Origin of the sequence: Collinsella sp. AM33-4BH (assembly GCF_003469205.1) — a bacterium.
Taxonomy (GTDB): domain Bacteria; phylum Actinomycetota; class Coriobacteriia; order Coriobacteriales; family Coriobacteriaceae; genus Collinsella.
In genome coordinates this window covers 68180-82958 of sequence record NZ_QSIN01000008.1, presented here as the reverse complement: position 1 = coordinate 82958, position 14779 = coordinate 68180, and the positions used below count along the sequence as shown (strand labels likewise).

The following is a 14779-nucleotide window of genomic DNA, read 5'->3' as shown; positions in this document are numbered from 1 at the left end:
ATGGCAGAAAACAAAGACGAACAGCTCACCGACGAGGAGCTGGCACAGCTTCAGCTGGCAGAGGAGAACGAGAACGCCGTCGACCGCCTGGTCCAGGAGCTCGGCTGCCCCACACGCCGCATCCGCCAGTTTGCCGCCCGCGTGCTGCATCTGCTGGCCGAGCGCGACCCGCAACGCGTCGTGCCCTGCGTGCCCGCGCTGATCGAGGCACTCGACCGCCCCGAGGCTCAGACCCGCTGGGAGGCTCTCGATGCCCTGGCGGCGCTCGCCACCACCTGCCCCGAGCAGATGGGCGATGCCTTTGAGGGCGCCGAGACCGCGCTGTTCGACGAGATTTCCTCCACGCTGCGCTATGCCGCCTTCCGCCTGCTGTGCGTGTGGGGCGCCACGAGCGTTGAGCGTTCGCGCGAGGCTTGGCCCATCCTGGACGAGGCCATTCAGTGCTACCACGGCGACCTTGAGTATCGCGACATGCTCGGTTGCCTGTACGAGTTTGGCCAGGGCGAGATCGACGCCGAGGTCGCAGAGAAGCTTGCGCTGCGTCTTAAGTTCGATGCCGAGAACGGCAAGGGCAGCTATCTCAAGGCTCGCTCGAGCGAGATTTGCGAAATGCTTGTTAAACGTTTTGGCCTGGATCTCTCCAAAAAGAAGAAGCGTGCTAGCGTTAAAAAATCTGACGACGCCGAAGACGAGGAGTAACAGATTATGGCGCACGATGTAGTCCTGATTCCCGGTGACGGTATCGGTCCCGAGATTACGCAGGCCATGCGCCGCGTGGTCGAGGCCACCGGTGTCCAGATCAACTGGAACGTCCAGGAGGCCGGCGCCGGCGTCATGGACGAGTTTGGCACGCCGCTGCCCCAGCACGTGCTCGATGCGGTTGCCGAGACTAAGGTTGCCATCAAGGGCCCCATCACCACACCGGTCGGTACGGGCTTCCGCAGCGTCAACGTGGCCCTGCGCAAGCACTTCGACCTGTACGCTTGCGTGCGCCCTTGCCTGTCGCAGCCGGGCGACGGCTCGCGCTTCCGTGACGTCGATCTGGTCATCGTGCGCGAGAACACCGAGGACCTCTACGCCGGTATCGAGTTCGATGAGGGCGCTGCCGAGGTCGAGGAACTCTCGCAGCTCGTCGAGCGCTCGGGCCAAAAGACCTTCGCCGCTGATTCCGCCATCTCGATCAAGCCCATCTCCATCGCCAAGAGCCGCCGCATTGTGGAGTACGCCTTTGAGTACGCCCGCCGCTGCGGCCGCAAAAAGGTGACGGCTGTGCACAAGGCCAACATCATGAAGGCGACCGACGGCCTGTTCCTGCGCGTTGCGCGCGAGGTGGCCGCCAACTATCCCGATATCGAGTTCAACGACAAGATTGTCGACGCCACCTGCATGGGCCTGGTCCAGAACCCCAACGACTTCGATGTCCTGGTGCTACCCAACCTGTACGGCGACATTGTGAGCGACCTGTGCGCCGGCCTGGTGGGCGGCTTAGGGATGGCCCCCGGCTCCAACATCGGTGCCGACTGCGCCATCTTCGAGGCGACGCACGGCTCCGCGCCCGATATCGCTGGCCAGGATATCGCTAACCCCACGGCCGAGATTCTGTCTGCGGCTATGATGCTCGATCACCTGGGCGAGAACGACGCGGCCAATCGTATTCGCGCCGCCGTTTCTGCCACGCTCGACGAGGGTGAGCAGGTCACCGGCGACGTTCGTCGTGCCCAGACCGGCTCCGTTGAGGGCGCTGTGGGCACGCAGGCCTTTGCCGATGCCGTTATCGCGCACCTGGCCTAAGGCATGCAGACTGCAAACGCCTAAATAGTACTTAAGTGTTTGCGTATAACCTGAGAATCAATACGCCCGGCGCTCTGTCGGGCGTATTCTATTGCGGACTATGTTTCCTAACAAGGAGTAACTGATATGGGTCTGATTCAAAAGAAGGACGAGAAGGACGAGATCGACGGCATCCAGATCATCGAGCGCGGCGAAGGCCCCGATGGTGACGAGGACGAGAAGATCGACCTGGTTGCCGGTACGTCTGCCGAGCACATTGCTGCTGGCACGACGGCCGAGGAAGAGGACGCCCGTCTGGAGGCTCAGATCGCCGCAGATGCCGCTGACGAGAACCTCATGCCCGAGGAGCAAGACGAGGACGACTCCGACGCGGACGACCATGCATCCAAGCACAAGAAGACGATGATTGCCGCCTTTGTGGTTGCAGTCGTGATCGCTGCGGTGGTCGGCTTCTTTATGGGCAATGGCGGCTTTGGCGGCAAGGGCGTCGGTTCGTCGACCCTGACCGAGGACCAGCTCGATTCGACCGTGGCAAGCTATAGTTATAGCGGCAAGAAGAGCGACATCACCGCGCGCGAGGCCATCGAGAGCCAGTACAGCCTCGATACCGTCAAGGATAGTAACGGCAACTACACCGCCCCCTCTGCCGACGTCATCCTGTCTTACGTGCGCAACAAGATTCTGCTCGATGCTGCCGAGGACGAGGGCATTACCGTCTCCTCTAAGGAGATGAAGAAGTACGCCGAGGATTCTATCGGCACCTCGGACTACGACACCATGGCCAAGCAGTATGGCGTGTCCAAGGACCAGGCCAAGCAGATCGTCCGCCAGTCCGCGACGCTGCAGAAGCTCTACAAGAAGAAGGTGGGCGATGCTTCCGCGAGCATGCCGACCGCTCCGACCGAGCCTTCTGACGGCAACGAGGACACCGCGAGCAAGGATTACGCCGATTACATCATCAACCTTGCCGGTGACGAGTGGGATAGCTCGAAGGGCACCTGGAAGGACGAGAACAGCACCTACGCTAAGGCCTTCGCTAACGATGCCTTTACCGCCGATAGTGCCACCTATAAGCAGGCCATGACCGCCTATTACACCGCCTATCAGCAGTACTCCTCGCAGGCCTCGAGCGCCAGCTCCAAGTGGACCGAGTATGCCAACGGCCTGTACGCCAAGGCCAACATCAGCATCTACGGCCTGTTTGCTTAAAGGTTGCCCGAGCTTTCGAGCACGAAGTCGAAATATCTGATTGAGCCCGCTAGAACGTCGTTCTGGCGGGCTTTTTGCGTTGAGGGCGTGATTGGCGGCTTAATTATGGCTATTCATCTTTAAGTCCAAAGAGGTTATCGGCTTCATCGTCAGGCATATATTCCAGCACATCGCCCGGTTGGCAGTCGAGAGCCCGGCATATCGCGTCAAGAGTTGAAAAGCGCACGGCAGAAACCTTGCCCGTCTTGATACGCGACATATTGACCTGGGAGATACCCACGCGTTCCGCAAGCTCTTTGGATGAAATCTTGCGTTCGGCAAGCATGCGGTCGAGCCGCAGAATAATCATGGATTCCCCCTAGAGCAACTCGTCATCTTGTTTTTGCAGGATACACCCGTACTGGAAGACGCTGGCAATCAGGCTAATAATCAGGCCTGCAAAGACCATAGAGAGGTCGAGGTGCTGGCCACCAAGCGCATCCGTAAAGTTGCCGCCAAATCCTGAGAGTATCAGCCCCGTGACTATGGCACCAAGAAGCTTCACAGCAACGCCGCCAATAAGGAACAAATGTCCTACTTGACGTAGTATGCGGATGCATTCGAGGTCAAAGGGCCTGCCCGCCTTTTCAATGGCGGAGAAAAACCTGTATGCGCTTAGCGCGATGGCAAGCGCGAGGCATGCCATCATGCCGCTCCCTATGGCAGTATGACCGTCGTGCGCGACAAGCATAAGAGGAGTCTGTTCATTGGTGCCGACGAGAGCGAGAATTGGCCCTTCGCTAGCCTCAAGCTCTACGGATTGGAGACAGAACCCTTGGGAGAGGCTAGGCAATATGAGTAGATCGTAGATTGCAATGACTGCGAGGAGTCCCAGAGCGAGCGCCACGATGGTGCAGATTGTGCCCCATTTGCAGTAGCGAGTGAGCTTCCTCAGTTTGGCTATTGCCTGTTCACGGTCGATGGCTTCATTCGATTTGGATACGTTCCAGCGGATCATAGCTCCTCCAACCAATGTCTTGGATGATACTTGTATCTTATATCATACTTAATGATAAACGATAAACAATTACAGATTAGAGTAAGAGTAAGTAATGTTTGTGAGACGAATAGCGAGAGCTTGTGGCATATTTAGGGAGTGAGAGTTTGGCACGTGGGGGATGGACGAGTATCTAAATATCCTGCAACCGCGCAAGTGCTTCATCGGGTCTCCCTAATTCATATGGGAAAACGGCTGCAAACGATTGCAAATAACCGGTGAACGGTCGAAAACTACCGTTCACCGATAATATCGAAACTGGTTCTAACTGGTATTAAGTCAAAAAGACCAATTCACAAATCTTCACAATGACCTGCATTTTTTCTACACGCCATTTTTAGCCACCCTGCGTTGTTTAGACACGAAAAAAGTTCCGATCTTTCGTCAAAGTATTTCGATACGGTTTCAAAACCGCAGGTAGAAGTGTTAACGAGCGGTAAACGGTCGATTTTTTACCGTGAACGGTGCAAAAACGTTTTACTGTATGAATCAACGAAAGCAACCTCTTCTGTGGTGATATAGTGACAACAACACGTCACGTGGTTACTACCAGTTGAGAGACCACTGGTTCTCAAAGAACGCTTTCCAAGAAGCTTTAAGGGCGATTGCCCGTTGGCTTCCGAACATCATCGGACTCAGATCGTACACACCTTCGGAAGGGAAATTTGAATGGTTGGCTTTATTCTTACCGGTCATGGACAGTTCGCACCCGGCCTCGCAAGCGCTATCGCTATGGTCGCTGGCGACCAGCCCGCTTTTACCGTCGTTCCTTTTGAGGGCGACCAGGCTGCTTCCTACGGTGAGGATCTCCGCGCCGCTATTACCGCCATGCGCGAGGAGTGCGATGGCGTGCTCGTCTTTACCGACCTGCTTGGTGGTACCCCGTTCAACCAGGCAATGATGATTGCCCAGGATGTCGACAACGTCGAGATTCTGACTGGAACTAACCTTCCCATGGTTATTGAGCTTCTGTTCCTCCGCGGCAACGCCACGCTCGCCGAGCTTGGCGAGCAGGCCGTGACCGTTGGCCAGACGGGCATCACCGCCCAGACGGTCGCTTCCGTCGCTGGTGCCGAGGAAGAGGATATCTTCGGCGACGAGGACGGCATCTAATGGCCGATTTCGGAGCCAGTGTTCTGAGTTCCTCGGTCGCTCTTTTGGGCCTGCTTGTCATCATGGGCTTGATTTACACCATCTGGTCGCAAATCAACATGAAGAAGAAGCAGAAGTACTTCAAGGAGCTGCACACGGAGCTCAAGCCGGGTCAGGAGGTTCTTTTCGCCGGCGGTATCTACGGAACCGTCAAAGGCATCGAAGGCGAAAAGGTCCAGATCAAAGTCCGATCCGGTGCCGTCGTAGATGTTTCGCGTTACGCGATTCAGGAGATTAAGTAACTGTCGTCAGCAATCAACGAAAGGAAGCTGATCAACATGGCAGAACCCAACATTCTTCTTACCCGCATCGATAACCGACTGGTTCATGGTCAGGTCGCGACCCAGTGGAACTCCACCCTGGGCTCCAACCTCATCCTCGTCGCCAACGACGATGTGTCGACCAACACCATGCGTCAGAACCTCATGAAGATGGCCGCTCCCGCCGGCGTCGCTACGCGTTTTTTCTCCCTGCAGAAGACCATCGACGTCATTGGCAAGGCGAGCCCGCGCCAGAAGATCTTCATCGTGGCCGAAACACCGGAAGACGTGCTTACGCTCGTCAAGGGCGGTGTGCCTATAAAGAAGGTAAACATCGGCAACATGCACATGTCGGAAGGAAAGCGCCAAGTCGCCACCTCCGTCGCAGTTAACGACGAGGATGTCGCTGCGTTTAAAGAGCTGCAGGAATTGGGGGTGGAGTTGGAGATCAGGCGCGTTCCGAGCACGCCTGTTGAGGACACGAGCAAGCTCTTCTCGTAATCCTCATGATCCACGTTGTCAGGAATGAAACCCTGACATTCTGTACGTGAAATCCAAAGTGCGTACATACATTTTGAAAGGAGGAGCAAGATGGAATACTCGATCATCCAGGTCGCTCTGGTCTTCATCGTCACGTTCGTCGCGGCAATCGACCAGTTCAACTTCCTCGAGTCTCTCTATCAGCCCATCGTCACCGGCGCCGTCATCGGTCTTATCCTTGGCGACCTCAACACCGGTCTTCTCGTGGGTGGTACTTATCAGCTCATGACGATCGGCAACATGCCGATCGGAGGCGCTCAGCCGCCTAACGCCGTCATCGGCGGCATCATGGCAGCCATTCTCGCTATCGCTACGGGCCTCGAGCCCAACGCGGCAGTCGGCCTTGCCATTCCGTTCGCTCTGCTTGGTCAGCTCGGCGTTACCCTGGTCTTCACGCTTATGTCGCCGCTCATGTCCTCTGCGGACAACATGGCTCACAACGCTGACACCAAGGGTATCGAGCGTCTGAACTATTTCGCCATGGCTCTGCTCGGCCTGATCTTCGCCGTCGTCGTCACCCTGTTCTTCATCGCTGGCGCCACCATCGGTCAGACCATCGCTTCCGCCATCCCGACTTGGCTGCAGACCGGTCTCTCCGCTGCAGGCGGCATGATGCGCTTCGTCGGCTTCGCCGTCCTGCTCAAGGTTATGATGAACCGCGATATGTGGGGCTTCTTCCTCATGGGCTTTGGCCTCGCGCTCATCACCGTTGCCAACGATTCTCTGGCAACCCCTGCTCTGCTCATCCTCGCTCTCATCGGCTTCGGCATCGCTTTCTGGGACTTCCAGCAGCAGACCGAGCTGAAGGGTGCAGCTGTTTCTGACGGAGGTGACTTCGAAGATGGCATCTAATGAGTATGTGATCCCGGAGCACTACGAGGATCTCACTCCTGCTCCGCAGCTCGACCAGAAGACCCTCAACAAGATGGCCTGGCGCTCCTGCTTCCTGCAGGCCTCGTTCAACTACGAGCGTATGCAGGCCGCCGGTTGGCTCTACTCCATCATCCCCGGTCTGGAGAAGATCCACACCAACAAGAACGACCTCGCGGCTTCCATGAGCCACAACCTGGAGTTCTTCAACACTCACCCGTTCCTTGTCACCTTTGTTATGGGCATCGTGCTTTCGCTCGAGCAGAACAAGGTTGACATCCCCACGATCCGCGCCGTCCGCGTCGCCGCAATGGGCCCGCTCGGTGGTATCGGTGACGCCCTGTTCTGGCTGACGCTCGTGCCTATCACGGCCGGCATCACCTCCAACATGGCCATCAACGGCAACGCCGCTGCGCCGATCATCTTCCTGGTGATCTTCAACGTCGTCCAGTTCGCTCTGCGCTTCTGGCTCATGAACTGGTCCTACAAGCTTGGCACCAGCGCTATTGACGCTCTGACCGCCAACATGCAGGCCTTCACGCGTGCCGCTTCCATCATGGGCGTCTTCGTCGTCGGTTGCCTGGTCGTCACCATGGGTGGCACCCAGATCAACCTCCAGATCCCCAATGGCACCACCCGTGGCCTCTCCGCTACTACCGTGATCGTCTCCGAGAAGGAGGCCGAGAACTTCACCGGTATGGAGGGCATCGATACCGAGACCGCTGAGGCCGGTACCATCGCCATGACCGATAAGGACGGCAACGCCCTCACCGCTTCCGATGCCGACGGCAACGCTGTCGAGTGCGGCGTCACCGATCTGGGCAACGGCATGGAGTCCGTTACCTACGGTACCGTCACCGAGGATCCGGTCAACTTCTCTGTTGCCGACACCCTCAACACCATCGTCCCCAAGCTCGTCCCGCTTATGCTTACGCTGCTGCTTTACTACATGTTCGCTAAGCACAGCTGGACCCCGACCAAGGGCATTCTCCTGCTCTTCGTCCTTGGCATCCTGGGCGCTGGCCCGCTTGGTCTCTGGCCGAGCATCTGGTAAGGCTCTAGCTTGAGGGGTGTGTCCCTACGCGGCTCACACCCCGACCCCTTAAGCCATGTGTATGTTAAAAGCCGCGTGCTCGAAAGAGCGCGCGGCTTTTGTTTTCTTGATGATTCGGGTGTGGCAGACAGATAATGCTTAACACCCTAGGTAGTTAGCCGAATTCGAGCAAAAGGGAGGATAGGATGGCGATCGGAGCGCGTAAGCAACCGCTGTACGATCAGCTGGTCGATATTCTGACCGAAAAGATTGACCATGAATATCGCGCCGGTGACATGATTCCTTCCGAGCGCGAACTTTCGGAGCGCTATGGTCTCTCGCGCACTACGGTACGCCTGGCTCTGCAGGAACTGGAGCGTTTAGGACTGGTGGTTCGGCAGCACGGTCGCGGTACCTTTGTGACCGACCGTTCGGCAAAGGCAGCCAATCTTATGCAGTCCTACAGCTTTACCGAGCAGATGCGCGCGATGGGTCGTGACCCCGAGACCACGATTCTCGGGTTTTGCGAGATGGAGGCCGATAAGAATCTGGCCGAGCATATGGGATTGCGTATCGGTGATCGCATTTTTAAGCTCAAGCGCCTTCGTTCTGCCGACAACATGCCCATGATGGTCGAACGCAGCTATCTACCGGTTCGTCAATTTCTGTCCCTAAAGCGACCGCTGCTGGAGCGTAAGCCGCTTTACGATGTGATTGAGCAAGACTTTCAGCAAAAAATACGTGTGGCCGAAGAGGAGTTCTATGCGAGCATAGCCCGTCCCACCGATGCCCACCTTTTGGAAATTGTCGAGGGCTCGCCTGTGCTCGATTTGGTTAGGACTACGTATAACGAGTCAAACGAGGTTGTGGAGTATACGCTCTCGGTTGCTCGTGCCGATCAGTTTAAATACAAGGTTTACCACCAGCGTAGCGACTAGTGTTGGCATCGTTTCCATATGATGATTCTTTGTATTTAACTGGTTACTACCAGATAACCAACCGAAGTGTATAATTGCACGTCAGAGGATTACTTCTAGAGAGAGGTATTAGAAATGTTCGAGAAGAGTGTCGAGGAGCTCACCGAGCTCGGCGCCCAGATCACCACGGCTGAGATTGCTCAGCAGCCCGAGCTTTGGCGTGATACGCTCAACATCTATCGCGAGAACAAGGAGGCCATCGAGGCCTTTCTGGCCGAGGCTCGCGCTATGGGCGAGGGCCGTCTGTCCGTTGTCTTCACCGGTGCCGGTACGTCCGACTACGTTGGCGATACCTGCGCCCCGTACCTGCGTCGCGCTGGCAACACTGATCTCTACGACTTTAAGCCCATCGCCACGACCGACATCGTGAGCGCCCCGCGCGACTTCCTGCGCGCCGAGGATCCCACGCTCGTGGTTTCCTTTGCCCGCTCCGGCAACAGCCCCGAGAGCCTTGCCGCCGTCGCCGTTGCCAAGGAGCTCGTCCACAACGTCAAGTTCCTCAACATCACCTGCGCGCCCGAGGGCAAGCTCGCCGTCGAGTCCGCCGATGATCCCAATGCGCTGACGCTGCTCATCCCGCGCGCCAACGACAAGGGCTTCGCCATGACCGGCTCCTACACCTGCATGACCCTGCTCTCTACCCTCATCTTTGACGAGGCTTCCGACGAGCAGAAGGCCGAGTGGGTCGAGACCATCGCCAAGATGGGCGAGGAGGTCATCGCTCGCGAGTCTGAGGTTGCCGACTACCTCGCTGGCGACTTCAACCGCGTGACCTACCTTGGCTCCGGCTCCTTCGGTGGCCTTGCCCAGGAGAGCCAGCTTAAGATCCTCGAGCTTGCTCACGGTCTGGTCGCTACTTCCTATGACACCTCTATGGGTTATCGTCACGGACCCAAGTCCTTCGTCGACGACAAGACGCTCGTCTTCGTATTCGTCAACAACGACGCCTACACCCGTCAGTACGACATCGACATCCTCAACGAGATCGGTGGCGACGAGATCGCTCAGCACACCGTTGCCGTTCAGCAGGATGGCGCTACTGTCTACGAGGGTGAGTCCTTCACCTTTAAGGGCTATGAGGCACTCCCCGAGGGTTACCTTGCTCTGCCGTTCGTGATGTTTGCCCAGGCAATCAGCCTGCTCAACTCCGTGCGCGTGGGCAACACGCCCGATACGCCGAGCCCCACCGGCACGGTCAACCGCGTGGTCAAGGGCGTGACGATTCACCCCTTCACCGCTTAATCGCGTCCCCCTGTAAGGGCGCCCGTCCGCTCATAACGGCGGGCGGGCGCTTTTTGTTTTACGTGAGCTGGGTATAAGCATCACCACAGTCAACTGCTTTAGAAGCAAGGAGTGCATATGAGCACGTACGCAATTAAGGCTGACAAGTTCTTCTTGCCGGCAGGCCCGCAACTGGGCGGCTATCTTATGGTCGAGGATGGCGTCTTTGGCGCCTGGCAGGCCGACGAGCCCTCTTGCGAGATTAAGGATTACACGGGATCGTGGATCGCACCGGGTATGGTCGACACCCACATCCATGGCTTCTATAACCACTCGACTACCGATAACGATCCCGAGGGCATCGATATCAGCTCGACCGAGCTCGCCCGTCGCGGCACCACCAGCTGGCTGCCCACGACGTTCACCGATGGCGTCGAGCAGATTAAGGACGCCTGCGCCGCCATCGCCCAGGCGGACGAGGGTCGCGGCCCCGACTTCTGCGGTGCCCGTATCCAGGGCATCTACCTGGAGGGCCCTTTCTTTACCATGAAGCACGTGGGCGCGCAGAACCCCGCTTATCTGATCGACCCCTCCGAGGAGGTCTTCGATCAGTGGCAGGAGGCTGCGGGCGGTCGCATCGTTAAGAGCGCCATGGCGGCCGAGCGCGACGGTGCCGCTGCTTATGCGGCTGCTCTGAACGCCAAGGGTGTGGTGACCAGCATCGGTCACTCCGACGCCACCTACGATGAGTGCATCGCCGCCATCAACGCCGGTGCCAGCTGCTTTACGCATACCTATAACGGCCAGCGCGGGCTGCATCACCGCGAGCCCGGTGTCGTGGGTGCAGCCATGTCCACGCCCGAGACCTACGCCGAGATCATCTGTGACGGCAAGCACGTAAACCCTGCCGCCATCAAGGCACTGCTGCAGGCAAAGGGCTGGCAGCACACGGTGCTCATCACCGACTGCCTGGGTTGCGGCGGCATGCCCGAGGGCAGCTACACCAGTGGTGGCATGGACGTCATCATGAAGGACAACCTGTGCTGGCTCGCTGACGGCAAGAGCATTGCCGGCTCGGTGCTCACGCTTGCCCAGGGCGTCAAGAACATCGTCGACTGGGGCATCGCCAGCGCCGATATCGCCATTCGCATGGCAACCGAGGTGCCGGCTCGCTCTGCACACATCGAGGATAAGTGCGGCAGCATCATGCCGGGTCGCGACGCCGACTTTGTCGTGTTCGACCATGAGCTCACCCTCGTCGAGACGTATGTCGGCGGCCAGAGCGTCGGCAACGCCTTTACCGAGTAACGATAGAAAAAGACGGCGGGCCCGAATCTGCTCGGACCCGCCGTATGGGTTAAACGCTCAAAAGCACCTTCACAGTTACAGCTTGTTAGCAATCTTCTTTGCCGTGCGCTTAACGCCGGCCACAAGACCTCCCGCAGGATGCTCCTTCTCGTAGGCTAGGCGCTTCTCGCGCTTGGCGTACTCCTCGACGATGATGTCGCCATACTCGTCTTCGATCTTGTCGAAGAAGTCGACGGCGCCCTTAATTTCCTCAGCGGTCGGGTGTCCCTTTTGGACACCGCCGGCGAGCTTGAACGGTCCCCACGTATCAAAGCCGGGGCAGCCGTAGACACCCATAAAGATGGCCTGCCTCATGCGGCAGATGCCATCGATATCCTTGCCGTACCACTTGTTTTTGCCACCGTAGGTCATAAGGCCAAACACCTTGTCCTGCGGCTGCAGCACGTTTGTGAGCACGCGTGCCATGTCCTTGTCGATCTCGGAGTAATAGATGCCCGTGGCGACACCGATCAGATGATATTCGTGCAGGTTGGGATACTCGTTTTTGCCGAGCGCCTCGACGTCGAGGGTATCGATCTCGGGGTGTGCCTCGACGATGGCGTCCACGAGCTTTTTCGTATTGCCGTGATGGCGCGAGGCGTAGAGGATGATGGTTCGCATAAGAAGGCCTTTCAGCTGTAATTGCATCAATGTCTGTATGGTACCCCGTTGCATGGCTGGGATACCGGACGCATCGATGAACGTGCGGGTTTGTCCTTTGGTCAGGGCCGAGACGGGTTATTGCGAGCAAAATGCAGTTGTCCGAAAGGATGGGTAATGGAATACGCTCTTTCCAACGATTCGATTTCTATTAAGGTTTCCACGGCTGGCGGCTCGTTTACCTCGATTGAGGCCGGAGGTCGAGAGTACTTGTGGCAGGGTGATCCTGCAGTGTGGTCCGGCCAGGCGCCGGTCTGCTTTCCGATTTGCGGAGGCCTGCGCGATGGTAGCGCCATGACGTTTGCCGGGCATCATGTAAAGCTCGCTCGCCACGGGTTTGCGCGCAAACAGGAGTGGAAGCTGCTGAGCCAGAGCGAGAACGAGCTGGCGATGTGCCTGGCTTCGGAGGATAACGCCGCGCTGCTGAGCGATTATCCCTACCCGTTTAAGCTCGTCGCCCGCTATACGCTCGAGCGCGCTGCCGTGCGCGTTTCCTATGAGGTGACCAACGAGGGCACCGAGGACATGCCGTTCTTTATCGGTGGACACCCCGGCTTTAGGTGCCCGCTCGACGACGGCGAGGCCTATACGGACTACGAGCTGCGCTTTGAGAAAGATGAGGCTGCGGAGCTTTGCACCGCCGTACCCTCGACCGGATTGATTGATGTAGCTAACCGTTCAAAGAACCCCATGGTGGGAAAGACGCTGCCCCTATCGCACGAGCTCTTCGATTTTGCGGAGACCATCTTTGACGTGCTCGAGAGCCGTCAGGTCACGCTTTCCAAAAAGGGCGAGGACAAGGGCGTCCGCCTGAGCTTTGAGGGTTTCCCGTATCTCATTGTGTGGAGTAAGCCCGAGGGCGATTTTGTGGCAGTTGAGCCCTGGGGTGGCCTCTCGACCTGTTCCGATGAGGATGACGTGCTTGAGCACAAGCGCGGCTGCCTTATCGCCAAGCCTAAGGAGACCGTCGTTCGCTCGTTCACGATTGAAATTCTGTAATTCCGTTTTGTCGACTCGTATCGCGAGGCACTAGGAGCCTGCGAGATAAGGAGCTAAAAATGATCCTCACCGTTACGATGAACCCGTCTGTCGATACGCGCTATCAGCTCGATGAGCTCGTTATCGACGACGTCAACCGTGTGACGCCCGAAAAGACCGCCGGCGGCAAGGGCCTCAACGTGGCCCGTGTGCTGGGTCAGCTGGGCGACGACGTCGTGGCAACCGGTCTGCTCGGCGGCCACATGGGCGCTTACATGGCTGAGCTCATGGACGCCAACGGTATTAACAACGACTTTGTGCCCATCAAGGGCGAGACCCGCATCTGCCTCAATATCCTTCATGCCGGCAACCAGACCGAGCTGCTCGAGAGCGGCCCGACAATTGCCCCCGAGGAGCTCGATGCCTTTACCGCCAAGTTTACCGAGCTTGCGAGCAAGGCCGACGTCGTCACCATCTCGGGTTCGCTGCCCCGCGGTGTCGAGGCAGACTACTATGCCAAGATCACGGGCATTGCCGAGAACGCCGGTGCCAAGGCGTTGCTCGATACCTCGGGCGCTTCGCTCGAGGCCGCCCTTAAGTCCGAAATTAAGCCCGAGCTGGTCAAGCCTAACCTGACCGAGATCAACGGCCTTTTGGGTACGAGCTTTACCACCGACGATGTGGACGAGCTCCGCGCCGCGCTCGCCTCTGATGCCCGCTTCTCCGATATCCCCTGGGTCGTCGTGTCCATGGGCGCTGCCGGCTCCGTTGGCTTCCACAATGGCCGTGCGTTCCGCGCAAAGACGCCCGATATCCCTGCCGTTAACGCTACGGGCTCTGGTGACTCCACTATCGCTGGCTTCGCGCATGCCATTGCTGCTGGCGCGGACGACGAGACGGTGCTGCGTACCGCCAACACCTGCGGCAAGCTCAATGCCATGGATCCCATGACCGGCCATCTGGTCATGGACCGTTGGGACGAGGTCTACAACGGCGTTGTCGTGACCGAGCTGTAAAAGCCTGGGCGTCGGCCCCGGCATTGCTTGCTAGCTCATGCCGACGACAAGTGCGGTAGCATTATGCTGGGGCGCGACGCCGAGTTTGTCGTGTTCAATCCCGACCTTACCCTGGTCGAGGCGTATGTGGGTGGCAACAGCGTCGGTAACGCGTTTGCCGAGTAGCCGCCAAAGAAGCGATCCGAGAGGGGATTTAGATGATTTACGGTGCATTGGGCGATATCGAGGAGTACCGCGGAATTCTCAAGGGCCTCGACGTGCTGATCGACTGGCTCGAGGAGAACGACCCGGCAGAGCTCGAGGTCGGCAGCCATCCGATTCTGGGCGACAAGGTCTATGCGAACGTCATGGCTCCCACGACGCGTCCCGAGGCCGAGGCTCACTATGAGACGCATCAGCGCTATCACGACCTGCAGATCGACGTCGAGGGTCGCGAGGCCTTTAAGGTCGCCACGGGCAGCCTGACGCTGGTTCAGGAGTTTGACGAGAAGGACGACTACGATCTGGTCGATTCCGACGCTTCGATCGCCGGCGATCTTGCCGACGACAAGTTTGCGCTGTTCGTTGCCGGCGAGCCTCACATGCCCACGCTCGAGTTCCCGGGCGATGGCGCACAACCGATCAAGAAGATCTGCTTTAAGCTGCTTGCCGACGCCTACTGGGAGGAGTAGCGAGCTGCTCGGCTGAGT

17 protein-coding genes are annotated in these 14779 nt (G+C 58.1%); 14 read left to right on the top strand and 3 right to left on the bottom strand.

From position 1 onward, the window contains the following. The 3 genes from DW821_RS07310 to DW821_RS07300 all read left to right on the top strand — a co-directional run bounded on the left by DW821_RS07310 (position 1) and on the right by DW821_RS07300 (position 3000). On the top strand, positions 1-699 hold the full coding sequence (locus DW821_RS07310) for a hypothetical protein (protein WP_118066265.1): 699 nt from the start codon (positions 1-3) through the stop codon (positions 697-699). A 6-nt stretch (positions 700-705) separates the two neighbouring features. After that, entirely contained in the window at positions 706-1791 is a 1086-nt protein-coding gene (locus DW821_RS07305) for an isocitrate/isopropylmalate dehydrogenase family protein (protein ID WP_022094615.1), read from the top strand. Between the two features lie 126 nt (positions 1792-1917). Then, positions 1918-3000 (top strand): hypothetical protein, encoded by a 1083-nt coding sequence (locus DW821_RS07300; RefSeq protein ID WP_117637058.1) that lies wholly within the window; start codon positions 1918-1920, stop codon positions 2998-3000. 109 nt (positions 3001-3109) lie between these two features. Here the strand turns inward: DW821_RS07300 and DW821_RS07295 are convergent, their stop codons facing one another. Continuing rightward, positions 3110-3349 (bottom strand): helix-turn-helix transcriptional regulator, encoded by a 240-nt coding sequence (locus DW821_RS07295; RefSeq protein WP_117637057.1) that lies wholly within the window; start codon positions 3347-3349, stop codon positions 3110-3112. 9 nt (positions 3350-3358) lie between these two features. Next, positions 3359-3997, bottom strand: a complete 639-nt coding sequence (locus DW821_RS07290) for a DUF2975 domain-containing protein (RefSeq protein ID WP_118066263.1) — start codon at positions 3995-3997, stop codon at positions 3359-3361. 708 nt (positions 3998-4705) lie between these two features. On the opposite strand from DW821_RS07290, the gene DW821_RS07285 reads away from it, so the two are divergent. The 8 genes from DW821_RS07285 (at position 4706) to nagA (ending at position 11397) form a co-directional block, all read left to right on the top strand. After that, complete coding sequence (locus DW821_RS07285; protein WP_117564748.1) at positions 4706-5149, top strand: PTS fructose transporter subunit IIA; 444 nt, start codon at positions 4706-4708, stop codon at positions 5147-5149. Beyond that, positions 5149-5430 carry a preprotein translocase subunit YajC gene (yajC, locus tag DW821_RS07280; RefSeq protein WP_117583566.1) on the top strand — a complete coding sequence of 94 codons (282 nt, stop codon included), beginning with the start codon at positions 5149-5151 and terminating at the stop codon, positions 5428-5430. The genes DW821_RS07285 and yajC overlap by 1 nt, the downstream gene beginning before the upstream one ends. A 36-nt stretch (positions 5431-5466) precedes the next feature. Continuing rightward, positions 5467-5949 carry a PTS N-acetylgalactosamine transporter subunit IIB gene (gene agaV / locus DW821_RS07275; protein ID WP_089572404.1) on the top strand — a complete coding sequence of 161 codons (483 nt, stop codon included), beginning with the start codon at positions 5467-5469 and terminating at the stop codon, positions 5947-5949. Positions 5950-6039: 90 nt separating this feature from the next. Further along, a complete protein-coding gene (locus DW821_RS07270) occupies positions 6040-6840 on the top strand; it encodes a PTS sugar transporter subunit IIC (RefSeq protein WP_089572403.1) in 801 nt (266 codons plus the stop codon). Then, positions 6830-7912 (top strand): PTS system mannose/fructose/sorbose family transporter subunit IID, encoded by a 1083-nt coding sequence (locus DW821_RS07265; protein WP_055251210.1) that lies wholly within the window; start codon positions 6830-6832, stop codon positions 7910-7912. Before DW821_RS07270 ends, DW821_RS07265 begins: the two co-directional genes overlap by 11 nt. Positions 7913-8097: 185 nt before the next feature. Continuing rightward, on the top strand, positions 8098-8829 hold the full coding sequence (locus DW821_RS07260; protein WP_118066261.1) for a GntR family transcriptional regulator: 732 nt from the start codon (positions 8098-8100) through the stop codon (positions 8827-8829). Between the two features lie 114 nt (positions 8830-8943). Then, entirely contained in the window at positions 8944-10110 is a 1167-nt protein-coding gene (locus DW821_RS07255; protein WP_118066259.1) for an SIS domain-containing protein, read from the top strand. A gap of 117 nt (positions 10111-10227) precedes the next feature. Further along, on the top strand, positions 10228-11397 hold the full coding sequence (gene nagA, locus DW821_RS07250; protein WP_022094606.1) for an N-acetylglucosamine-6-phosphate deacetylase: 1170 nt from the start codon (positions 10228-10230) through the stop codon (positions 11395-11397). A 75-nt stretch (positions 11398-11472) separates the two neighbouring features. On the opposite strand, the gene DW821_RS07245 is transcribed toward nagA, so the two are convergent. Beyond that, complete coding sequence (locus DW821_RS07245; RefSeq protein WP_233524935.1) at positions 11473-12057, bottom strand: flavodoxin domain-containing protein; 585 nt, start codon at positions 12055-12057, stop codon at positions 11473-11475. A 156-nt stretch (positions 12058-12213) separates the two neighbouring features. Between DW821_RS07245 and DW821_RS07240 the strand changes: the two genes are divergently transcribed. The 3 genes from DW821_RS07240 (at position 12214) to DW821_RS07225 (ending at position 14761) form a co-directional block, all read left to right on the top strand. Then, on the top strand, positions 12214-13095 hold the full coding sequence (locus tag DW821_RS07240) for an aldose 1-epimerase family protein (protein ID WP_117640366.1): 882 nt from the start codon (positions 12214-12216) through the stop codon (positions 13093-13095). A 59-nt stretch (positions 13096-13154) separates the two neighbouring features. Continuing rightward, entirely contained in the window at positions 13155-14090 is a 936-nt protein-coding gene (locus DW821_RS07235) for a hexose kinase (RefSeq protein ID WP_117640365.1), read from the top strand. A 197-nt stretch (positions 14091-14287) separates the two neighbouring features. Continuing rightward, on the top strand, positions 14288-14761 hold the full coding sequence (locus tag DW821_RS07225) for a YhcH/YjgK/YiaL family protein (protein WP_117637052.1): 474 nt from the start codon (positions 14288-14290) through the stop codon (positions 14759-14761). Positions 14762-14779 lie beyond the last annotated feature (18 nt).